This is a genomic window from Aquimarina latercula DSM 2041, assembly GCF_000430645.1.
Lineage (GTDB): Bacteria > Bacteroidota > Bacteroidia > Flavobacteriales > Flavobacteriaceae > Aquimarina > Aquimarina latercula.
In genome coordinates this window covers 205,044-226,388 of sequence record NZ_AUMK01000010.1, presented here as the reverse complement: position 1 = coordinate 226,388, position 21,345 = coordinate 205,044, and the positions used below count along the sequence as shown (strand labels likewise).

20 protein-coding genes are annotated in these 21,345 nt (G+C 31.8%); 11 read left to right on the top strand and 9 right to left on the bottom strand.

What is annotated here, in order from left to right:
- Positions 1-14: 14 nt before the first annotated feature.
- Positions 15-2,264 carry a response regulator gene (locus H526_RS0109955; protein WP_027392865.1) on the bottom strand — a complete coding sequence of 750 codons (2,250 nt, stop codon included), beginning with the start codon at positions 2,262-2,264 and terminating at the stop codon, positions 15-17.
- 275 nt (positions 2,265-2,539) lie between these two features.
- On the opposite strand from H526_RS0109955, the gene H526_RS0109950 reads away from it, so the two are divergent.
- The 3 genes from H526_RS0109950 to H526_RS0109940 all read left to right on the top strand — a co-directional run bounded on the left by H526_RS0109950 (position 2,540) and on the right by H526_RS0109940 (position 3,800).
- Complete coding sequence (locus H526_RS0109950) at positions 2,540-3,178, top strand: peroxiredoxin (RefSeq protein ID WP_027392864.1); 639 nt, start codon at positions 2,540-2,542, stop codon at positions 3,176-3,178.
- A gap of 69 nt (positions 3,179-3,247) precedes the next feature.
- Positions 3,248-3,562 (top strand): thioredoxin family protein, encoded by a 315-nt coding sequence (locus H526_RS0109945; RefSeq protein ID WP_027392863.1) that lies wholly within the window; start codon positions 3,248-3,250, stop codon positions 3,560-3,562.
- A complete protein-coding gene (locus tag H526_RS0109940) occupies positions 3,543-3,800 on the top strand; it encodes a DUF6952 family protein (RefSeq protein WP_027392862.1) in 258 nt (85 codons plus the stop codon). Before H526_RS0109945 ends, H526_RS0109940 begins: the two co-directional genes overlap by 20 nt.
- A 69-nt stretch (positions 3,801-3,869) precedes the next feature.
- Here the strand turns inward: H526_RS0109940 and H526_RS28820 are convergent, their stop codons facing one another.
- Entirely contained in the window at positions 3,870-5,969 is a 2,100-nt protein-coding gene (locus tag H526_RS28820) for a T9SS type A sorting domain-containing protein (RefSeq protein ID WP_051336086.1), read from the bottom strand.
- A 135-nt stretch (positions 5,970-6,104) separates the two neighbouring features.
- Between H526_RS28820 and tpx the strand changes: the two genes are divergently transcribed.
- The 6 genes from tpx to ribB all read left to right on the top strand — a co-directional run bounded on the left by tpx (position 6,105) and on the right by ribB (position 13,343).
- Positions 6,105-6,605: a thiol peroxidase gene (gene tpx / locus H526_RS0109930; RefSeq protein WP_027392861.1), complete on the top strand. Its 501-nt coding sequence runs from the start codon at positions 6,105-6,107 to the stop codon at positions 6,603-6,605.
- A gap of 9 nt (positions 6,606-6,614) precedes the next feature.
- Positions 6,615-6,983: a diacylglycerol kinase gene (locus H526_RS0109925; protein ID WP_027392860.1), complete on the top strand. Its 369-nt coding sequence runs from the start codon at positions 6,615-6,617 to the stop codon at positions 6,981-6,983.
- 67 nt (positions 6,984-7,050) lie between these two features.
- The gene (locus H526_RS0109920; RefSeq protein ID WP_027392859.1) at positions 7,051-9,525 is read left to right on the top strand and encodes an FtsK/SpoIIIE family DNA translocase; all 2,475 of its coding nucleotides are present in this window, start codon (positions 7,051-7,053) and stop codon (positions 9,523-9,525) included.
- Positions 9,526-9,570: 45 nt separating this feature from the next.
- The gene (gene lolA1, locus H526_RS0109915) at positions 9,571-10,206 is read left to right on the top strand and encodes an outer membrane lipoprotein periplasmic chaperone LolA1 (protein WP_035085131.1); all 636 of its coding nucleotides are present in this window, start codon (positions 9,571-9,573) and stop codon (positions 10,204-10,206) included.
- Positions 10,207-10,349: 143 nt separating this feature from the next.
- Complete coding sequence (locus H526_RS0109910; protein ID WP_027392857.1) at positions 10,350-12,122, top strand: LptF/LptG family permease; 1,773 nt, start codon at positions 10,350-10,352, stop codon at positions 12,120-12,122.
- A gap of 69 nt (positions 12,123-12,191) precedes the next feature.
- Positions 12,192-13,343 carry a 3,4-dihydroxy-2-butanone-4-phosphate synthase gene (gene ribB, locus H526_RS0109905; protein ID WP_027392856.1) on the top strand — a complete coding sequence of 384 codons (1,152 nt, stop codon included), beginning with the start codon at positions 12,192-12,194 and terminating at the stop codon, positions 13,341-13,343.
- A gap of 14 nt (positions 13,344-13,357) precedes the next feature.
- Here ribB and H526_RS0109900 read toward each other — a convergent pair whose 3' ends face one another.
- The 3 genes from H526_RS0109900 to H526_RS0109890 form a co-directional block, all read right to left on the bottom strand.
- Positions 13,358-14,548, bottom strand: a complete 1,191-nt coding sequence (locus tag H526_RS0109900) for a DegT/DnrJ/EryC1/StrS family aminotransferase (RefSeq protein WP_027392855.1) — start codon at positions 14,546-14,548, stop codon at positions 13,358-13,360.
- An 84-nt stretch (positions 14,549-14,632) separates the two neighbouring features.
- Entirely contained in the window at positions 14,633-15,088 is a 456-nt protein-coding gene (locus H526_RS0109895; protein WP_027392854.1) for a thioredoxin family protein, read from the bottom strand.
- A 71-nt stretch (positions 15,089-15,159) separates the two neighbouring features.
- Positions 15,160-15,789 (bottom strand): NAD(P)H-dependent oxidoreductase, encoded by a 630-nt coding sequence (locus H526_RS0109890; protein ID WP_027392853.1) that lies wholly within the window; start codon positions 15,787-15,789, stop codon positions 15,160-15,162.
- Positions 15,790-15,880: 91 nt separating this feature from the next.
- Here H526_RS0109890 and H526_RS0109885 point away from each other — a divergent pair, with 91 nt between their 5' ends.
- Positions 15,881-16,276 carry an acyl-CoA thioesterase gene (locus H526_RS0109885; protein ID WP_027392852.1) on the top strand — a complete coding sequence of 132 codons (396 nt, stop codon included), beginning with the start codon at positions 15,881-15,883 and terminating at the stop codon, positions 16,274-16,276.
- Positions 16,277-16,332: 56 nt separating this feature from the next.
- On the opposite strand, the gene nhaC is transcribed toward H526_RS0109885, so the two are convergent.
- Positions 16,333-17,817 carry a Na+/H+ antiporter NhaC gene (nhaC, locus tag H526_RS0109880; RefSeq protein ID WP_027392851.1) on the bottom strand — a complete coding sequence of 495 codons (1,485 nt, stop codon included), beginning with the start codon at positions 17,815-17,817 and terminating at the stop codon, positions 16,333-16,335.
- Between the two features lie 964 nt (positions 17,818-18,781).
- Here nhaC and H526_RS0109875 point away from each other — a divergent pair.
- Positions 18,782-19,462: a CPBP family glutamic-type intramembrane protease gene (locus H526_RS0109875; RefSeq protein WP_233557438.1), complete on the top strand. Its 681-nt coding sequence runs from the start codon at positions 18,782-18,784 to the stop codon at positions 19,460-19,462.
- Here H526_RS0109875 and H526_RS0109870 read toward each other — a convergent pair.
- Genes H526_RS0109870 through H526_RS0109860 form a run of 3 tightly spaced genes read right to left on the bottom strand, consistent with a single transcriptional unit; the run spans position 19,459 to position 21,333 of the window.
- Positions 19,459-20,031, bottom strand: coding sequence for a non-canonical purine NTP diphosphatase (locus H526_RS0109870; protein WP_027392849.1), 573 nt, complete (start codon positions 20,029-20,031; stop codon positions 19,459-19,461). The two genes, H526_RS0109875 and H526_RS0109870, sit on opposite strands and share 4 nt — an antisense overlap.
- Before the next feature lie 29 nt (positions 20,032-20,060).
- Positions 20,061-20,585, bottom strand: a complete 525-nt coding sequence (locus tag H526_RS0109865) for a KdsC family phosphatase (RefSeq protein WP_027392848.1) — start codon at positions 20,583-20,585, stop codon at positions 20,061-20,063.
- Positions 20,569-21,333, bottom strand: a complete 765-nt coding sequence (locus tag H526_RS0109860; RefSeq protein WP_027392847.1) for a Rossmann-like and DUF2520 domain-containing protein — start codon at positions 21,331-21,333, stop codon at positions 20,569-20,571. The genes H526_RS0109865 and H526_RS0109860 overlap by 17 nt, the downstream gene beginning before the upstream one ends.
- Positions 21,334-21,345 lie beyond the last annotated feature (12 nt).

Here is a 21,345-nt window from a genome sequence, read left to right as displayed (position 1 = left end):
ATACTAATTGAAATCTAACTTATGTATTTCACTTTAGAAATATTCTTCATAATAGTTTGGAAGAATTGTTGCGTATCATATGGTTTTATGATAACGTCATTCATGCCTACAGATAATGCTTGGTCTCTAATTTCCCCTTCTTCTACTGCCGTAAGTGCAATTATAGGGATATGAGAGTTAAAAGTTCTAATAACTGTTGTTGCATCTAGTCCATTCATTTCTGGCATATTAATATCCATCAAGATTAAATCAAAACTTTCACTTTTTACCATCTCTATAGCATCCATACCGTTACTAGCTAAGTTACAGGTATAGCCTTTCTTTTTTAAGATGTTTTGAGTAACAATTTGATTAATTTTATTATCATCTACAATTAAGATATTAAAATTAGTAGTTCCGATGCTAATGCTTTCACCAGTTTGGGAAGTGTTATTTTGTTCTTTAACAGCTTTTTCGTAGCTTAAATCAAATGTAAATTCTGACCCAACTCCTTCTTCACTATTAATAAAAATCTCGCTTTTATGCAGATGGATTAATTTTTTTACAATCGCTAAACCTAATCCTGTTCCTTCGTATTCTTGGTTTTGATTTTTTACTTGAGCAAAATTATCAAAAATAGTCTCCTGCTTACTTTTAGGAATTCCTATACCATCATCTTTTATTATAAAACGAAGTTTATGAATATCACCTTCTAAACCTTGACTTTTTACTTTAATCCAGATGTTTCCATTATTCGTGAATTTAAGTGCGTTACCAATTAAGTTTATTAATATTTGTGATAATCTAACCGAATCTCCAAGAAGTGTGGTTTTGATATTTTTATCAATGTCTATATGAACAGTATTACTATTGTGCTTTTGTTTGGAGTGTAATGAATTTACAATTCCTTCGATTAGAGATCTTATGTCAAAAGAAACTTTCTCTAATTTTACTTCATTTGTTTCTATTTTACTTAATTGTAAAACATCATTTATTAATGCCAGTAAATAGTCTCCCGAGAATTTAAGAGATTCAAGATATTCGTTTTTCTTTTTCTCTTCAGGATGCTCCATTAACAATGAAGTAAGACCAATAACACCATAAAGAGGAGTTCTTAATTCATGACTTACTGTGGATATAAATTGAGACTTTAATGTAGAAACTTGTTCAGCGGTTTCTTTAGCATTTACTAGTTCCTTATTTTTCTCAATAAGGTCATTGTTTAGCTTTTTCTTTTGTAGATTGTTCTTGTATGCGCTAATTAAAAAAGCAAGAGATATTAATATGAGAACAACGCCAAGAATTGTAATAATATGCCATTTTATTTCTTTAGAATAGTTTTTAGCATCTTTTTTATTAGCCTGCTCAACTTGATCTCGCATCTGATCAACATCATTCTCTATGATGGCTCTAAGTAATTCTATTTCTTTTATTAAATCTTCTGATTTAGAAAGATGTTCATAATGCTTTTCTAAAAAAGGGTTTGCTAGTTCAAATTCTTTTTGTGCTTTAAAAATTTTATATTTTGTCAGGTAAGCTGTTGCAAGTTTTACGTGAAATGTGGATATCAATCTTAGATTCTTATCAGATTTATGAACATCAATTTCTTCTTCTGCAAAACTTATAGCGTTATCTACATGTTCACTTGCTCGCTCATACCTTCTAACGCGTAAGAAGTATTTTCCAAGTAAATTACTTAACTTAATTTTTTGTGTACTTTCTATGTTTAATTCAGAACCAATTATAGCTCTTACTTTTGTTAGGTATTTATCACTAGTTTTATAGTCATTATTATCTATATAATGTTCTGCTAGATTTAATAAAGGTTTTACCATTTTTACAGTATCCTTTATTCCTCTGGCGATATCGTGACTTTGTTGAAAACGTTCTACACCTTTATGCCTCGTTTTATCATTTTTGATATAGAGGGTTCCTAAACTATTTAATAATTTGGCTTTTAGTTTGCTACTTTTAGCACTAGCAGCATAAGTTAGTGCAGTAATATAATTGGTAATAGCTTCACTTTCTTGTTCGTTTAACTCATGTATTTGAGCGATTAAATCGTAAATTTTAGCTAAGCTTTTATCATCATTGTTGTATTTGGCACTTTTAAGAGCTGCATTTGCTTTTTCTAAAGCTTGCTGGTATTTATATTCTTCTAAGAATTCTTCGGCCCTTTCAATATATAATTGGATACTATCAGTATCAAGAATAGATTGAGCAAAAGTGTTTATTGAAGAAAACACTAAAAAGGCTAATATAGTATGTTTAATAAAGTTCCTCAACTTTTAAATCTCTAGGCTAAGTTTGTTTAGCGAAAATACAAAAATAGATCTAACAAAGTGTAAATCATCGTGTAAAAAGGACAATTTATCCGTAATTTATGTAAGGTATTTTCTTTTTTTGTAAGAATTTATATAAATACATGAAGGAATTGATGTGTATTAGAAAAAACTATCAACATATAGAAAATTAAAATTATCTCTTAATATATGTTGAGTAATGAGATGTATATTTGCCACTTCAAAAAAATAATTAATCACATTTTAAAAAACAAAAAATGGCATTTGTAGGTAAAAAATTCCCGAATTTAAACGTTGATGCAATGAACGATATGGGAGATACTTTCAAACTTAACGTATTGGAAGAGGCTAAAAATAATAACAAAAAAGTTTTATTGTTCTGGTATCCAAAGGATTTTACTTTTGTTTGTCCAACTGAATTACATGCTTTTCAAGAAGCACTTGCTGAATTTGAAAAAAGAAATACAATTGTTATTGGAGCTTCTTGTGACACTCCAGAAGTTCATTTCGCGTGGTTAAACACCTCTAAGGATAATGGAGGAATTGAAGGTGTTACGTATCCAATATTAGCAGATTCTAACCGTAATCTTTCTAATACATTAGGAATTTTAGATATTACTAACGAAACTTATAATGAAGAAACTGGAGTAGTTACTGTAGAAGGTGACAATGTTACTTATAGAGCTACTTACCTTATTGATGAAGAAGGTACTGTTTTTCATGAAGGAGTTAACCATATGCCAGTTGGTAGAAACGTAGCTGAGTTTTTGAGATTAATTGATGCTTATGCTCACGTTCAGAAAAATGGCGAAGTATGTCCTGCAAATTGGGAAGAAGGAAAAGATGCTATGTCGGCTAATAGAGATGGAGTAGCTTCTTACTTAGCTTCTCACTAAGAAATAATCGTTTAAAAACTTCTTCAAAATTGAGGTTTTGGAGAAGTTTCTTTTATAGTTTTATAAATTATGGTTCAAGAATTAACAACGGATAACCTTTCTGAGGTAATAAAAGATAACAATACAGTAGTAGTTCAGTACTCTGCAACTTGGTGCGGAAACTGTAGAATTATGAAGCCTAAATTTAAAAAATTAGCTTCAGAAAAAAATGATACTGCATTTGTTATAGTGGATGCTGAAAAAAATCCTGAATCTAGAAAAATGGCTACTGTGGATAATCTTCCGACGTTTGCCACTTTTAAAAATGGAGTTTTTGTAAATCAGGTTCAGACAAATAAATTTGATATTCTAAAAGAATTAGTAGATGAAGTTGCCAATAATTAAACACCTTACTTCTTTCATTGAAGAAAACGATGAGGATTTTGTGGTGGAAACGATTGAAACCTTAGAAGCACTTACAGAAGTTCCTTCCCTAAAAGACGAAGAGTTAGATGTAATTGGAGAGTTGATTTCTAACATGTATGGAGCTATCGAAGTGAATAAAATGATTAAGGATGGCACTTCTAAAAAAGAGGCGCTAAACAATTTCATGCAACGAGTTATGGGATCGATAGATTCCTAAAAAAAGATTGTTATTAAAATATAAAAAAACCACTCATTGATAATGAGTGGTTTTTTTATGATATAAGAATTAATCTTTAACAAATTTTAAAGTTCCTTTTTTGTTTTTGAAAGACCCAAAATAAACTCCTTTAGGTAATTTAGAAATGTTTATTCTTGTTATGTTCTCTATAATCGAGATTTCCATTAATTGTTGACCTACAAGATTATAAATTTGAAGTGTTTCTCTATTGTCAAATTTTCCATCTAAAATAATATTATCCTTGGCTGGAACCGGATAGAGCGTTACACCAGTTTTCTCAATGAAATCTTCAGTGTCCAGCGTGTTGTTATCTACGGTTATATTAAAAGTACAAGAGACCGAAGTGTTTCCGGTTGCTGTTATTGTTATTATGTGAACACCTTCGGGTAATGATGTACCTGCTATTGGGTTTTGAGTAATGCTAGTATTACATCCTGTATTAATAGCATTGGCCATTAGCCTATAATCTTGGACTGTATAAGAAGAGCTTCCAGCGTCTAGAGAGACAGATTGATCCTGCGGACAATTAACTACAAGATCAATTGTAGGCATTGTATATCCAGTAGCTGTAAATTCGGTTGTAAATACATCAACGTCTGCACAGCTATATCCCATGTCTATTGCGGCTTGTCTTACGGCTATAGCAGCATTTTCTTGATTAGTAGCGCTATTTGTCATTCCTAACCCTTCTAAAAAAGCCTTGTCTGTTTTCTCTCTACCAATAATATCAAAAATTCTCATCAAACTAGTTGCCCAAATTTGTCCATTATTGTGATTAAAACCTGTAATAAGATCATTAGGATATTGAGCAGAATAATTAGTTGATCTTCCGCCCCAGAATTGATTATGACCGTCCCATCCAAAAACGAAATGATAGGAAGCGTCAGTCGATTGCCATTGTTCTAAACTTCTTTTATACGATTGTGCCCAATAGTCTCCACATCCTTCACTTAAAGCTTCTACTTGTGATAAAGAACCGTTGGTAATCCAATCGTGTAATCCATGTCCTAATTCATGAAGAATAACATCAGCATCCTCTGCATCATCAACTCCTCCTTCTCCAAAATTTAATTGACCACCACCATATGATGAATTGTCAGCTCCATTAAAGCTACTAGGGTCATATTCTAAAACTCCATTATTAAATAATGATACTAAATCAATACCTAGTGTTTCATTAATATACCGTAGACTTTTATCTAAATGGTAATAACAGTTTACGGCCTCAAAACCATCTTCACTTCTGTTAAAATTAAAATTTGAATTTGCTTGAGTGAATAGCCCTTTGGAAGGTGCTTGAAGATCTGCAATTTCCACATATGGCCCTTTTAGTCTGTAGACGCCATTAGTTAAAGTAATATCTTTAAGTACAACAGAGGTGCGAGCTGCATCTAGCTGAGCGTTAGTTGCATCATTATTGTCTGCATAATTCCCACCATAGGTTTGGCCGGTTGCAGATAAAGGGTCTGGGTCAAATATCATTCCTGATCCTTCTACCAGAAACGAAGCGGCTTCATTTTTCTTTTGATTCTGATGACCTTTTACTATATTTTTATGATCCTCTTTACTATAAAGAGTCGTTTTTTTCTTATTTATAAATTTAAAATTATGCTCAATATCTATGTTTTGTGAATTTAACACTTCTCCGGTTTGTGCATCTACAATTACTTCCCAATACCCAATAGGAGTGGTTGCTCTAATTTTATTAACATAAACTAATTTAGTGTCACCCATTTTATTGTACACATATAATTTGGATTCTTCTCTCGAAAAATACCCTTTAGCATCTATATATGCCTTGGCTATATCTAACGCAGATGTTTTAAAAACAGCCGGAGTAGTATTTACTTTTGCTACGTTTATATCATAATTGTTCGCTACATGGGTAACTTTGTTTTTTTTAGAAACATGTATGGTTAACTCGGTATCATAAACCGGAATATTATTGATGGTTTGTTGGTATCTTAATGTATGACCAGATAAGCTCGCTCTAGAAGCTCTAAGCATAAGATTGTCATCTATAGCAATTTTCAGATTTGCTTTATTCTCATTGATCCATTCCCGTGCTATTTCGTCGGGTGTCTTTTGTGCATTAACTATGGAAAATAGTGTGAATGTAAATAGCGTTAAGATATTGGTTTTTCTCATAGTGAATAAAGTTTTGTGTTATTATAAAAACAATTATTCTGTTTAAAACCCTAAAAATTTTTTTATTTCTCTTGTTATGTGTAAACTTGAAGTAAAAATAAACCTACCTAATTTTTAGGTATAAAAACACACAAAATGGCAGCAATAACACTAGGTGGAAACGCAATACATACAAATGGAGAATTACCTAAAGTAGGTGAAACAGCTCCAGATTTTGAACTGGTAAATACAGATTTATCAGTATCCAAACTTTCCGATTATAAAGGCTCAAGAGTTGTTTTGAATATTTTTCCATCAATTGATACAGGAGTTTGTGCAGCTTCGGTTAGACAATTTAATAAAGAGGCTAGTAATTTATCGAATACCAAAGTTCTTTGTGTCTCTAGAGATTTACCATTTGCGCAAGCTAGATTTTGCGGAGCAGAAGGGTTAGAAAATGTAGTTAATCATTCTGATTTTAGAGACGGTAAGTTTGGAAAAGACTATGGATTAGAAATAGTTGATGGGCCAATGAAAGGACTTCACTCGAGAGCTGTAATTGTTGTTGATCAAGAAGGTGTTGTTGTGCACGCAGAACAAGTGCCAGAAATTGCACAAGAACCTAATTACACCGAGGCTATAAAAACATTAACATAAAAAGTATCTATGAGTAAATTCTCAACGTTCATTGTTGGTAGATTACGTGGTTGTGGATATGCGATAAAGGGTGCACTAATACTCTTAAAAACAGAACCGAGTATACAAGTACAGGCTGTTATTGCAATTGTGATGACAGCCCTTGGCTTTTATAATAATATCACAGGAATAGAATGGATATTACAAACCTTTGCTATTGGCCTTGTTATGAGTGTAGAAGGAGTAAATACAGCTATAGAAGCAATTGCAGATTTTATACATCCTGATTTTCATAATAAAATTGGATTTATTAAGGATATTGCGGCCGGAGCAGTATTTATAGCTGCAATAACAGCAGTTGTTATTGGTTGTATTATATACTTTCCATATTTATTCTAGAAAATTTTTTTTCCATTTTTACGTTCCAATATAGATATTCGTATTTTTGCGATAACACATCCAAAAAATGGCAAAAAAAAAGGTAACAACAAAAAGGAAAACTTCAAAAAAAACCAAAACTCCTTTAAAAGAAAAACTAACCTTATCCAGACAACAAAAAGTTATTTTGGGTAGTTTCTTGTTTTTTTTGGGGATTGCATTATTCTTTGCATTTGTATCATTTTTCTTTAATTGGAAAATAGATCAAAGCGAAATATCTCAATTTCCAAATAGGACTTCTTCTGCTAAAAACTGGCTAAGTATATCTGGAGCAAAAGTTAGTGACTTTTTTATTTTTAGAGGGTTCGGTATTTCTGCGATAATAATTCCAGTATTAATTTCTTTATCCGGAGTTTATTTGTTTTTTGATTTAAACAAAAAGAAGCTTGCAGGATTTTGGTTCTGGGGAACGCTGGTGATGCTATGGATTTCTGTGATTTTTGGTTTTGTGCAAAAAGAAAGTGGATTATTTGCAGGAGTAATTGGGTTCGAAATTAATGATTTGATGCAGGACTATATTGGTTTTATAGGAACCGTATTGGTTTTAGCGTTTTTTGCAATTGTATATATAGTTGTCCGCTTGCGTTATACTCCAGAAAAAATTTCTGCTTCTTTAAGGAAAACCCAAACGGAGATTACAAAGGATTATGAGTCTGCTAAAAAGATAAATGGTTCTAGGGCTAAAAGAAAAGAAAATAAAGAAGTAGTATCTAAGACAGAGAATATATCTGCAGGCGATATTAAAGAACTCTCAGTAGATACACCTGTATTAGAAAAAGTTAAAACTTCGACAGAAACTAAGACGGCTACCAATTCTACCAAAACAACTGTAAACGAGTTTTTCGGTAATCCAGAAAACCAATCTGATGAAATTCCGGAAAAATTAATTATCAAATCAGAGGATAACCCCGAAGACATTGCTATGGAAGTCGAGACTGTGGTGGAAGAAGAGGAAGTTGAGAACTTAAGTGCAAAATTGGTGAAAGATTTTGGTGAGTTTGATCCAAAATTAGAACTAGGTAATTTTAAGTTCCCAACTATTGAATTGTTAAAAGATTATTCAATTCAAAATGGAGGGATAACTATTGATCAAGGGGAGTTAGAAGAAAATAAAAATCGTATTGTAGAAACATTAAAAAACTACAAAATAGAAATTGCTCAGATTAAGGCTACAGTTGGTCCTACAGTTACGCTTTATGAAATAGTACCAGAAGCTGGAATCCGTATTTCTAAAATTAAAAATTTAGAAGATGATATTGCTCTTTCTTTAGCAGCTTTAGGAATCAGAATTATTGCTCCGATTCCTGGTAAAGGAACTATTGGTATTGAAGTACCTAATAAAAAATCGACAATTGTTTCTATGAGATCTGCGATCGCATCCTCTAAGTTTCAGGGAGCAGAGATGGAGCTTCCTTTATCTTTAGGGAAAACAATTTCTAATGAGACGTTTGTTGTTGATTTAGCCAAAATGCCTCACTTATTAATGGCAGGAGCAACTGGACAAGGTAAATCAGTAGGTTTAAATGCTATCTTAACATCTCTGTTGTATAAAAAACACCCAGCAGAAGTTAAGTTTGTTCTAGTAGATCCTAAAAAAGTAGAACTTACCTTATTCAATAAAATAGAACGACATTATTTGGCTAAACTACCAGATGCAGAAGAAGCTATTATTACCGATAATAATAAGGTGATTAATACATTGAATTCTCTTTGTATAGAAATGGATACTCGGTACGATTTGCTTAAAAATGCAATGGTACGTAATATTAAGGAGTACAATACTAAGTTTAGGGCTAGGAAATTAAATCCAGAAAATGGACATAAGTTTTTACCTTATATAGTGCTTGTAGTAGATGAGTTTGCGGATCTTATTATGACCGCAGGTAAAGAGGTAGAAACACCAATTGCTAGATTAGCACAATTGGCAAGGGCTATTGGGATACATTTAATTATTGCAACTCAAAGACCTTCTGTAAATGTAATTACAGGTATGATTAAAGCAAATTTTCCTGCAAGAATTGCTTTTAGGGTAACATCCAAAATTGATTCTCGTACTATTTTAGATACCGGTGGTGCAGATCAATTAATTGGTCGAGGGGATATGTTATATACACAAGGTAATGACTTGGTTAGGATTCAATGTGCCTTTGTAGATACGCCAGAAGTAGAAAGGATTACAGAGTACATAGGAAGCCAAAAAGCGTATCCAGATGCTCACTTATTACCCGAATATTCTGGAGAAGAAAGTGGCACAAGTCTTGATATAGATGTAAAAGATAGAGATAAACTTTTTAATGAAGCAGCAGAAGTTATTGTCACAGCACAGCAAGGTTCGGCGTCTTTATTACAAAGAAAACTTAAATTAGGTTATAATCGAGCAGGAAGATTAATTGATCAATTAGAAGCAGCTGGTATTGTTGGCCCTTTTGAAGGGAGCAAAGCGAGGCAAGTTTTAGTAACAGATTTAATTGCTTTAAAACAATTGTTAGACGCTGAAAAGTAATTAAATTAGATAAAAGAGTTTTTTAAATACAATAGAAATACATAGATGATACATAGAATATTTTTTTTAGTAGTAACACTTTTTATAGCAAATACTCAAGCACAAGATGCTAAAAAACTTTTGGATGAGGTGTCCGCTAAAGTAAAGAGTTATGATAATATAGTTATTGGGTTTAAATATGCACTTAATAACCCAGCAGAAAATGTTTCTCAAGAAACAAGAGGTGATGTAACTCTTTTGGGAGAAAAGTACTTATTAAATTTAATGGGAACGGAGCAAATGTATGATGGTAAGAAATTGCATATGATAGTTCCTGAGGATGAAGAAATAAATATTTCTTCTCAGAGTGCCGAAGATGAATCCAGTGTAACACCTTCAAAAATGCTTACTTTTTATGAAGATGGTTATACTTCTAAGTTAGATATTGTACAAGATGTACAAGGAAGAAAGATTCAATTTGTGAAATTGATCCCTATTGATTCTAATAGTGAATTAAAAGAGATTTTATTAGGTGTAGATAAGCAAACAAAACATATTTATAAATTAATTTTGATGCAAAATAATGGGACTAATATTACAATTACAGTAAATAGTTTTAAAACAAATCAACCATTATCAAAAACATTATTTGTTTTTGATGAATCAAAATATGCTAATTATTATATCAATCGTTTAGATTAGTGATATATTTATAGGCTAATATTAAAAACAATTTACATCCCGAAGATTTCGGGATTTATTTTATAGACGAATAGGTGAAAATACTTGACAGATATATTCTAACGACTTTTTTAAAGACTTTTTTCCCACTCTTTATTATCATTATGTTTATTCTTTTATTGCAAACAATCTGGTTATTTATATCGGAGTTAGCGGGAAAGGATTTAGATTTTGCAGTAATAATAAAGTTTTTAACATATGCTACTCCTAGATTAATACCAATGGTATTGCCATTGACTATTCTTCTTACATCGATAATGATATTTGGTAATTTTGCAGAAAACTATGAGTTTGCCGCAATGAAATCATCTGGGATATCATTGCAGAGAGCTATGAGAACATTAGCTGTTTTTATATTTTTTGTGGGTATTGGAGCGTTTTTATTTTCCAATACTGTAATTCCTAATTCCGAACGTAAGTTTGTTAACCTGCGTAAAAATATAGTAAAAGTCAAACCCGCTATGGTGATTACTCCCAATCAGTTTAATGATTTGGGAGATATTAATATACGTGTATCAGAAAAATATGGGGATAATGATCAATTTTTAAAAGATGTGATCATTCATAAAAAAGGTGCAAGACTTGGTAATTTTACTGTAATAAAAGCTACCGATGGTGAATTGCAAGGAAGTATTGATTCTGATTTGATTACACTTATCTTAAATGATGGGAATTATTATGAAGAGGTGCAACCAAAATCTCCCAAGAAAAGAAAAAAACTACCATTCGCTAAAACCCATTTTAAACAATATATATTAAATATAGATTTATCGTCTTTGGATAATGTTGATATGGATGCCCAGCAATATAGTAAAGGGTATAATATGTTAAATGTAAATGGACTAAGACAACAAATAGATACGTTATCTATTCAGGTAAATCAAGAGAATATTGCTACCGAGGATGATGTAAATCGAAGAAACGGTTTTAAAGAGTTAAATAGGAATCTAAAAATAGATACCTTAAAAAAAGCAACAAAGGATACTATAGATTTAATAAATGATCGATTTAGTGTCAAGCAAAAGTCTCAAATCTATAATCTGGCATTTTCTAACGTTGATGGAGTCATAAGAAGACTTCAAACAGCTAAAAGAACATTAGATGTTAAAAAGAGAGCACTTAATAAGTATGAAATGTCATTACATGATAAGTACGCTCTAGGCATAGCTTGTATTTTACTGTTTTTTGTAGGAGCTCCATTAGGTGCGATTATAAGAAAAGGAGGATTAGGGTTGCCAATTGTTATTGGAGTGGTCTTGTTTCTAACATATCATTTTATTGGAATCTTTGCTAAGAACGGGGCAGAAGAAGGAGGGATTCCTCCATTTGTTGGATCTTGGTTGTCTACGTTTATTATTTTTCCACTTAGTATTTTCCTTACGTATAGAGCTACTAGAGATAGGGGATTAGCGAGTTTTGATATGTTAGTACAACCTATTCGAGATTTTTTTGAAAAGAGATCCGATAAAAAGAATAAAAATAAAAGTTTATCGATTAATCAAGAAATTGATGTAGAGATAGATCAAAATACTCTTATTGAGGTTGAGAAAAATAAAATAAATTTTCAAGAAAATTCTTCGTTAGTATTTGCATTGTTTTTACTATTGTTAATAGTAAATATTGTAATTATGTTGATCTCAAAGGATGCTGGTGGCAATAAAACAATGCTATTAATTTTTAATGGTCTAGGTGTAATCTCGTATATCGTCTTTTTGGTTAAATCATATGTTAATCTGAAAAGTTTTTATACAAAACTTGAAGGGTTAATAGAGAAACCATCCTTGATTATTTTTCTAATTATTGGTATTCCATTATTTCCAATACTATATTTTTTCTATAATAAAAGATTAAATAAAGATCTTAAGAAAATCAGATAATTAGTGGATACTATTCCATTTGATAATTATATAAAGTACCTTTGCTTTTAAATTAAGAATTGTATTGCTATGTCACAAGTTACTGAGACTAAAAACAAGTTAAAACTGAATACTATCCAAGAAGCTATAGAGGATATTCGCCAAGGAAAGGTGATTATTGTGGTTGATGATGAAGATAGAGAGAATGAAGGAGATTTTCTTGCAGCAGCGGAAAAAGTTACTCCAGAAATGATCAATTTTATGGCAACTCATGGGAGAGGGTTAATTTGTACTCCAATAACAGAACAGCGTTGTGAAGACCTCAAACTAAATATGATGGTCGATAATAATACGGATCCTATGGAAACTGCTTTTACAATTTCTGTGGATCTTAAAGGTAATGGTGTTACTACAGGAATTTCTGCGAGTGATCGAGCTAAAACCGTAAAAGCTTTGATTGACCCGGACACTAAATCTTATGATTTAGCAAGACCTGGACATATTTTTCCATTAAAAGCAAAAGAAGGTGGTGTTTTACGACGAACAGGACATACAGAAGCGGCAATTGATTTTGCAAGATTAGCAGGATTGGAACCTGCTGGTGTTATTGTAGAGATTATGAATGAGGATGGCACAATGGCAAGACTTCCAGAATTAGTAGAAGTTGCTAAAAAGTATGATCTTAAGTTAGTTTCTATTGAGGATTTAGTTGCGTATCGCATGCAGCACGATTCGCTAATAGAAAAGAAAGAAGATTTTGATATTGTAACACGTTTTGGGAGTTTTAGATTAAGAGCTTATAAGCAGACTACTAATAGTCAGATTCATATAGCATTAACAAAAGGAAGTTGGTCAGATAATGAACCCGTACTTACTCGCATCAATTCTACATTATTTAATAATGATATTCTTGGTACTTTGACCAACAATGCTGATAAGCGTTTAGACGCTATGTTCACTCGTATTAATAAAGAAGGTAAAGGTGCAATTGTTTTTATTAATCAAGAAAGTCAGTCGTTTAATTTATTAAACAGATTAAAAGCGTTAAATGAAGCGCAGAATGGAAGCGATATCGTTAAAGCACCGAAAATAGCAATGGATAGCAAGGATTTTGGTATAGGTGCTCAAATCTTACACGACCTAAATATTCATAAACTTAGATTAGTGTCTAACTCTGTTCAACAAAAACGTGTTGGAATGATAGGGTACGGATTAGAAATAGTAGAATATGTGAACTACTAGGAAACAGTCCTTTTTTATAATATACTTTGTAGAGCTTCAATCATTTTTGAAGCTCTTTCTTTTACCTCTGCTTCGGACCAACCTACTTTTATTAAACAAGAAATTGTTCTACCCATCCAAGCATCACTAGCATCAAAAGATTGATTATTTCTTTGTAGACCATCTAGTTGTGCTTGCGATAACGCATTTAACGATGTAGGCTGTAATAGATGTTCCCACTTTTTATAATAGTGCCAGTTATTATCGAACCAATAAAAACAGGCATCTACACCATGACTGCCAAGGGCTTTGTGTCCTTTTCTTGCTAATTCTTCAGAAGGTAAGAATATATTTAAAAAAGCATAACTTTCAATTCCAGTCTCGGGAACTCGTCTAAAGCTTACTTGTGGCATCTCTGATAAAGCCTCTCGAAGAATTGAATAATTTTTTTCTTGAATAGCTATAGTTTGATCTAATTTTCTTAATTGAGCAATACCAACTGCAGCATTCAATTCAGAAAGCCTGTAATTGTATCCCAAAAAGGGGTGTGTTTCTGCTCCACGATCGTTACCAACGTGATCATGTCCATGATCTTGATATTTATGAGCATTATCAGCGTATGTTTTAGAATTGGTGATCAATCCACCACCCTCTCCACAGGTAACAGTTTTTACATAATCAAAAGAAAAACATCCTAAATCACCATAACTACCTAATGGTTTACTATCATAACTACCTCCAATTGCTTGGCATGCATCTTCTAAAAGGATTAAATTATTCTCTTCGCAGATTACTTTTAAGGCCTTTAAATCAGCCATAGAACCACACATATGAACGGGCATGACCGCCTTAGTTTTTGATGTAATTGCAGCCTTTACCGCCTCAGGATTTAAAGTTAATGTATCATCAATATCACACAAGATAGGAGTAGCTCCAACAGAAAGGATTGCTTCAAAACTAGCTACAAAAGTAAAGGTAGGCATGATTACTTCATCACCTGATCCAATACCAGCAGAGGCTAAAGCCACTGTAAGAGCTGCAGTACCACTAGATACTACTTGAGCATATTTCGTTTGCATTTTTGCAGCTAAATCTCTTTCAAGTTCTAAAGCTTTATAGTGTCCATTACGATTCCCGTCAAAACCATAACGCATTAAAACTCCATTGTCTAATACATCTTGAACTTCTTTTTTTTCTTCAGCTCCAAATAGCTCGAATCCAGGCATAGGTGAGGTGTTAAATTAAAAACTCTTTTCGGCAAAAATACCGAAAAGAGTTTTGATTATATAGTGTATGTTTTATCTTTTTATTTAGTAATTCTCAATAATCATGGTAACAAAACTAAAGTATCTAGCAGGATCTCTAAGAGAAGCACTATAGGAGCCTTGTTTACCAAGTAGTTTCCCTTTATGATTTAGTGCAATTATATTAGGAAACCCACCTTCCTTATTATATTTAGCTAGTAGTTTTTTATTTGCTTTTAATTGTTCCTCAGAAATTACATCCATTCTTCTCGGAATATCTACTTTTAATAAAATTAATCTTTTTGATAGTTCCTTAAATCTAATGGTACTAAAAAAATCTTCTTCAAGCATAATACAAGGAGCACACCAATCACTACCTGTAAAATACATAAGAATTGGTTTCTTAGCATCTTTAGAAATTTCTTTAGCAGTTTCAAAATCATTTAACCAGTACAACTCACTATTTTGAGCAAATACAGACGTTGTAGCGATTAATGATAAAAAAAGAACTATTTTTTTCATTTTTTATTAAGTTTTAGGTGCAACAAAAATATAACATTTTTAAGACACCAAATATCCTGCCAAGTATTTGATTACAATGTAATGACGGTTTCATTAATAGAACGTCTTACTTTTTTTAAATCAGCAAACATATCATTTTTAGATCGATATCCAACAGGTAGAACTAAAACAGAAGTTAACCCCAATTGAGTAAGATTCAGAATTTCGTCATATTTTTCAGAAATAAAACCTTCCATAGGACAGGCATCTATTTTTTCTGTTGCGCATACGGTTAACAGATTTCCCATAGCTAAGTATGCTTGTTTAGCTGCCCAATTAGAAATTTCATCTGCACTTTTATTTTCAAAAGAATCTATCAGTTGTTCTTTAAAAGGTTTTAATATTTCCTCGGGAGTATCTCTTATTGCTTTTACATTATCAAAATATTTTGTGATATATGCTTCACCTACTGTGTTTTCAATACAAAAAATTAAGATATGGGATGCATCCGCTACTTGTTGTTGGTTCCAAGAATGTGCGGTAAGTTCTTTTTGGATTTCCTTATCATTTAAAACTACTAGTTTTAAAGGCTGCAATCCATAAGAAGTGGCAGTCAGGTTAAAAGCTGTAGTAAGTATATCAATTTTCTCTTGTGGCAGTTTACGAGTATTGTCAAACTTTTTTGTTGCATATCGCCATTGAAGGCTTTCAATAATTTCCATCCTAGAATTTTAAAAAATATAGGACAAAGATAAAGGTATAACAAGTATCTTTATTCATTAAAATGATAAGAAAAAACTATATAACTATTGTATGAATACTATTGATGAATTAATCAAAAAATCAGAAACCAGAATCTTTAAGGCTGTTTTTCCTAATACAACCAATCATTATGAAACTTTATTCGGTGGAACTGCGTTACAATTAATGGATGAGGTTTCTTTCATTTGTGCTACCCGTTTTAGTAGGAAAAAAGTCGTGACGATTTCTACAGGGAAAATTGATTTTGAAAAACCTATTCCAGAGGGCACTATTATAGAGCTTGTAGCTAAGGTTCAAGAAGTAGGTAGAACTAGTTGTATGGTAAAAGTTGATATTTATAAAGAAGAGATGTATAACTATGATCGTGAGATAGCAGTTTCGGGGTTGTTTAAATTTGTAGCAATTGATAATGATAAAAAGCCGATCCCTATTATTGATAAAAATTGAAAAATTAAAAAAGCGCACTCTTTAATGAATGCGCTTTTTTATTATGATATATATTGTTATTTATCCCCTAATTGTTTAATTTTTATTCTGAAAGCAGCAAAAAGTAATGTTGTAAATGGACTAAGCCAATTGAAGATTGCAAAAAAGAAATAATCTACGACAGGAACACCTAAAACACCACTTTGATAAGCTCCGCAGGTATTCCATGGAACTAATACTGAAGTCACTGTTCCGGAGTCTTCTAAAGTTCTACTCAAATTTTCTGGGGCAAGCCCTTTATCTTTAAATGCTTTGGCATACATTCTTCCTGGTACTACAATTGCTAAATATTGGTCAGAAGCAGTAAGATTTAATGCTAAACAACTAGCTACAGTACTGGCAAATAATCCAAATACAGAGTCAAATAAACTTAATAAAGCTTTGCTAATTCTGGCTAAAGCACCAATAGCATCCATAACACCGCCAAAAACCATAGCGCAAACAATTAGCCAAATGGTACCGAGCATTCCGGACATTCCACCGGCTGTAAATAGATCATTTAATTCTTTACTAGAAGTCTCAACAGCTGTATCTACTGTCATTGCTTTCATTACACCTATATATGCAGAATTGAAATCAAGTTTTTCGGATCCAGCGATATTTATAACGATGTCGGGTTGGGCAATAATAGCAGCAATAGCTCCTAATAATGTACCAGCTAATAAGGCAATTAAAGGAGGCGTCTTTTTTATAATAAGACCAATAACAATAATTGGTACAATAAACAACCAAGGCGAAATTGTAAATGCGCTTTTTATTGCTTCTAATTGTTGCCCAATTTCTGGAGTTCCAGAAGTATCCAATGTAAGTCCTATTATAATAAAAATAATAAGGGTAACTATTACAGTAGGCACTGTGGTATAGGTCATATATTTTATATGCGAAAATAATTCTCCTCCTGCCATTGCAGGAGCTAGATTAGTAGTATCTGATAATGGAGACATTTTATCACCAAAATATGCTCCAGAAATAACAGCACCTGCAGTCATACCAAGTGAAATACCTAAGGTATCGCCAATTCCTATAAGTGCAATACCCACAGTAGCTGATGTAGTCCAAGAACTACCGGTAGCAATAGAAATAATGGCACAGATAATTACACAAGCAGCCAGAAAAATGGTAGGATTAAGAATTTGTAAACCATAATAAATCATTGTAGGGATAATACCACTAATTAACCAAGTTCCTGCTAACGAACCCACCATAAGAAGTATTAACAAAGCACCAGTAGTTGATTTAACATTTCGAGCAACTTCCTCCATCATCTGTTTGTAAGAGACTTTATTAAAAAAACCAACGATGGCAGCAACCGCTGCTCCTAGAAGTAAAATAAATTGATTACTTCCACTTAAGGCATCATCACCAAAAGCAAAATAAACATTGTAAAATAACATTCCTACTAAGGCAATAATCGGAATTAATGCTTCCCAAATATTTAATTCTCTATTCTCAATAATTTCTTCACTTTGGGGACCAGTGGGATTGATATTTTGACTTTCCATACGTTGTATTCGAAATTTTAAGGATGTAATGTTACGATATTAATAAAATTTATGCAATGTATTTTTTTGTTTGGTTATAAAAACACTTTGGTTTTCGGCTATTTAAAAACATTTTGTGTTTTTTGTCGATTATATTTGTTTTTTGTCGATTAAATATGTTATATTTGTATAAGGATATTTATAAAAAAAGTATTTATAAAGTACTTTTGAATCATCAGAAGAAAAGATATAAAGGAATTGAATATATAACGAGAGAGAAAAATTGGAATTATTTGTTTACGTTTTTTTGCCCCAACAAATTTAATTTCCCCCAAGATTGAATTTGACAAATTATAAGCCTCATTAATGAGGCTTTTTTGTGCGTATTACTTTCTGTTAATTCTTGATTTAAAGAATCTATGTTTTTATCGAATTTTTTTGCTTTTAATCGATGTTTTATTGTTTGTTTATCTATTGTTATCTATGAAAATTAAATGTTAATAGTATTTTTGAAATGTAAAAAAAGAGTAATTACTGAATAGAATTAGTTTTAATGTTACCTCTATGTTTAAGTACCTTTTTTTGCCCCAAAATTTATTTCGCCCCCAATGCTAATAAGCCTCTAACCTCAGGAGGCTTTTTTATTATTTAAGTTTACATGTATCTTCCTTGTAGTGTTTTGCAGTGATAAAATGTTTCATATCAAAGTATAAGGTGAGTAGTAATTAGTGATCTTGCGTTTTATCGATTAAAAATGCTTTTTATCGATATTATTTAATTTTTGTAAAATAACTTTATCGCCTTTTTCTGATATAGCATGTATCTTTGAAGTGTTGTTAATGATTGATATAACATGAATTAGTTTTAAGGTATTCTTGGAATACCGAAGTTTGATTACCCCAAAATTGTAAATCGAATAGACCCCAAAATTTGATTTCCCTAAACAAAAGCCTCTTGCCCAGAGGCTTTTTTTATTTGTTAAAAAATGATTTGTTTCATTTTTTATCCAGAAATTAGTGAAAAATTAATATTGATGCAACCTACTTTTACTAGAGGAATTGAGCTGTTCTTTTTATTCGTTTTACTTCCGGTTAGTTTTTTATTTACCTATCCAACTCCTATAAAAGTTGGTTTAACTGTTGCTGGATTTGTATACATTCTTATTCATTTAAGAAAATCTAAACTTCTTAAAATAAAATTCCCAGATAAAACTTTTTGGAAGCCGTTTTGGAAAGAAACGGTCGTTAAACTAGCTATTATTGTGGTGGTTACTAGTTTGTATGTTTTTTGGGTTGCTCCCGATAAGTTATTTTCGGTTTTAATAAAGAAACCTATGTTATGGGGTGTCATTTTAATTGTATATACCTTTCTATCTGTATGGCCACAGGAGGTTATTTATAGAACATTTTTTTATGATAGATATGAAAATTTGATAAAGAATAAATGGCTATTTATTTTTTTAAATGCAATTCTTTTTTCATTAGCGCATATTTTTTTAAGAAGCTTTCTTGTTCAGTTGCTTACTTTTTTAGGAGGACTTTTATTTGCATTTACATATCAAAGAACAAAATCAACCACATTAGTTTCTATCGAACACGCTATTTATGGAAACTGGCTCTTTACAGTTGGAATGGGTGATATGTTGGCATTTCCAGATGCAGGTTAATTATTTAAAAATATAATCAGTTTTTTAATGGCTATCGCCCTATGACTTATATTATTTTTTTCTTCAAGAGATAGTTCTGCGAAAGTTTCATCAAATCCATTAGGTAGAAAAACCGGATCATATCCAAAACCTTGATCTCCTCTTTTTTCCTTAGTTATGGTTCCTTTACAGATGCCAGTAAACGTATGTAGCCTATCATTAATGCAAAGTGCAATGACTGTTTTAAATTGTGCATTTCGATTTTCCTTTTCTTCTAAGTTTGTTAGAAGTTTCAGCATATTAGCATTAGAATCCTTTGCTTTTCCTGCATACCTAGCAGAATATACACCAGGTTCACCATCTAGACTATCAACTTGTAATCCCGTATCATCAGCAAAGCAATCATATCCATAATGTTCTTTGATATATTGAACTTTTTGAATAGCATTGCCTTCAATAGTTGGAGAAGTTTCCGGAATATCTTCAGTACAACCGATATCGGACAGGCTTAGTAGTTGAATGCGAGAGGGGATAAGCTCTTGTACCTCTTTTAGTTTATTTAGGTTGTTAGTAGCAAAGACTAATTTCATAGTATCTTTTTTATAAATGATAAAAGAGTTTACGCTTTGGCATTATAGTTAGCAACCCACTTTCCTTGTACTTTTAAGACTTGTTCAATAACATCTCTTACACAACCCTTCCCACCTTTTTTAAATGAAACATATTTTGAGGCTTCTTTTACTTCTGCCACTGCGTCTTGAGGACAGGTTGGTAATCCTACCATATTCATAACCGGTAAATCTGGGATATCGTCACCCATATACAAGACATTTTCCAGTTTTATGTTTTTGTTATCCGTATATTCATTAAGTTGCTCCACTTTATGATGAGCTCCTAAATAAATGTCCTTTATTTCAAGACCTTCTAACCTTTTTCTTACGCCTTCATTTTTTCCTCCAGATATAATACATACATTAAATCCTTGTTGAACTGCAGTTTTTAATGCATATCCATCTTTAATATTCATAGTTCTTAATAACTCTCCATCGGTATTAATTAATACTGTCCCATCGGTTAGAACCCCATCTATATCAAAAATAAAGGTGGTGATATGTTGTAGGTACTCTTTATAGCTCTTTTCCATATTTAGATTGTATTGCTTTGGTAAGTGTTTTGTATAGTTCTTTTTGTGAATTATTTTTAAGTATTTTAAGGTGTCGCTCAATCGTTTGGTAATCTTTACGAATAGCTGGTCCCGTTTGAGCGTTTTGAGGTTCTATCTCAGTTATTTTTTTTGCAGTTTCCTGTATTAATGGATGTAAGATTTCAAAAGGAACTTCATTTTCTTTACAAATTTCATCTCCCACGGAAAACATATAATTTGTGAAATTATTTACAAATACAGCTGCGACGTGTAATACATTTCTTTGATCAGAATTAATATCATAGATTCTTTTTGATAATTGAGAGGCGATGTTTCTTAAAATTTGTTTGTCTTTTTCATTATCTGCTTCAATACAAAAAGGGATATTGCTAAAATCTACTTTTTTTGTAGCACTGAATGTTTGTAAAGGGTAGAAAACGCCTCGAGCATTTTTATCATTAATAGCAGCTATCGGAACGCTACCTGATGTATGAACAACTAATCTATTCTTAAAAGGTAATTTTTTTGAAACCTCTTCTATAGCATCATCACTTATCGCTAAGATGTATAGATCGGCTTTTTTTAAATTATTTAGAGAATCAGTAATAGATGCTTTTTTTTGATCTTTATGAATTAAAATTCCTTTTCGATTGTAACATTGTACTACTTCTGTCGATTTTTGATTTCGAAAAGCAGTATATAGATGTTGTGCTACATTTCCGGCACCAAGAATAACTACTGTAATCATTTGGCTAAAATA

Bases quoted from the DNA above. Each gene is read 5' to 3' on its own strand.
- H526_RS0109900 (WP_027392855.1), bottom strand. From the start codon at position 14,548: ATGCCTGGATTCGAGCTATTTGGAGCTGAAGAAAAAAAAGAAGTTCAA.
- H526_RS0109885 (WP_027392852.1), top strand. From the start codon at position 15,881: ATGAATACTATTGATGAATTAATCAAAAAATCAGAAACCAGAATCTTT.
- H526_RS0109910 (WP_027392857.1), top strand. From the start codon at position 10,350: ATGTTTATTCTTTTATTGCAAACAATCTGGTTATTTATATCGGAGTTA.
- H526_RS0109950 (WP_027392864.1), top strand. From the start codon at position 2,540: ATGGCATTTGTAGGTAAAAAATTCCCGAATTTAAACGTTGATGCAATG.
- H526_RS0109870 (WP_027392849.1), bottom strand. From the start codon at position 20,031: ATGAAATTAGTCTTTGCTACTAACAACCTAAATAAACTAAAAGAGGTA.
- H526_RS0109895 (WP_027392854.1), bottom strand. From the start codon at position 15,088: ATGAAAAAAATAGTTCTTTTTTTATCATTAATCGCTACAACGTCTGTA.
- lolA1 (WP_035085131.1), top strand. From the start codon at position 9,571: ATGATACATAGAATATTTTTTTTAGTAGTAACACTTTTTATAGCAAAT.
- H526_RS28820 (WP_051336086.1), bottom strand. From the start codon at position 5,969: ATGAGAAAAACCAATATCTTAACGCTATTTACATTCACACTATTTTCC.
- H526_RS0109890 (WP_027392853.1), bottom strand. From the start codon at position 15,789: ATGGAAATTATTGAAAGCCTTCAATGGCGATATGCAACAAAAAAGTTT.
- H526_RS0109945 (WP_027392863.1), top strand. From the start codon at position 3,248: ATGGTTCAAGAATTAACAACGGATAACCTTTCTGAGGTAATAAAAGAT.
- H526_RS0109875 (WP_233557438.1), top strand. From the start codon at position 18,782: ATGATTTGTTTCATTTTTTATCCAGAAATTAGTGAAAAATTAATATTG.
- tpx (WP_027392861.1), top strand. From the start codon at position 6,105: ATGGCAGCAATAACACTAGGTGGAAACGCAATACATACAAATGGAGAA.
- H526_RS0109920 (WP_027392859.1), top strand. From the start codon at position 7,051: ATGGCAAAAAAAAAGGTAACAACAAAAAGGAAAACTTCAAAAAAAACC.
- H526_RS0109865 (WP_027392848.1), bottom strand. From the start codon at position 20,585: ATGGAAAAGAGCTATAAAGAGTACCTACAACATATCACCACCTTTATT.
- H526_RS0109925 (WP_027392860.1), top strand. From the start codon at position 6,615: ATGAGTAAATTCTCAACGTTCATTGTTGGTAGATTACGTGGTTGTGGA.
- nhaC (WP_027392851.1), bottom strand. From the start codon at position 17,817: ATGGAAAGTCAAAATATCAATCCCACTGGTCCCCAAAGTGAAGAAATT.
- H526_RS0109860 (WP_027392847.1), bottom strand. From the start codon at position 21,333: ATGATTACAGTAGTTATTCTTGGTGCCGGAAATGTAGCACAACATCTA.
- ribB (WP_027392856.1), top strand. From the start codon at position 12,192: ATGTCACAAGTTACTGAGACTAAAAACAAGTTAAAACTGAATACTATC.
- H526_RS0109940 (WP_027392862.1), top strand. From the start codon at position 3,543: ATGAAGTTGCCAATAATTAAACACCTTACTTCTTTCATTGAAGAAAAC.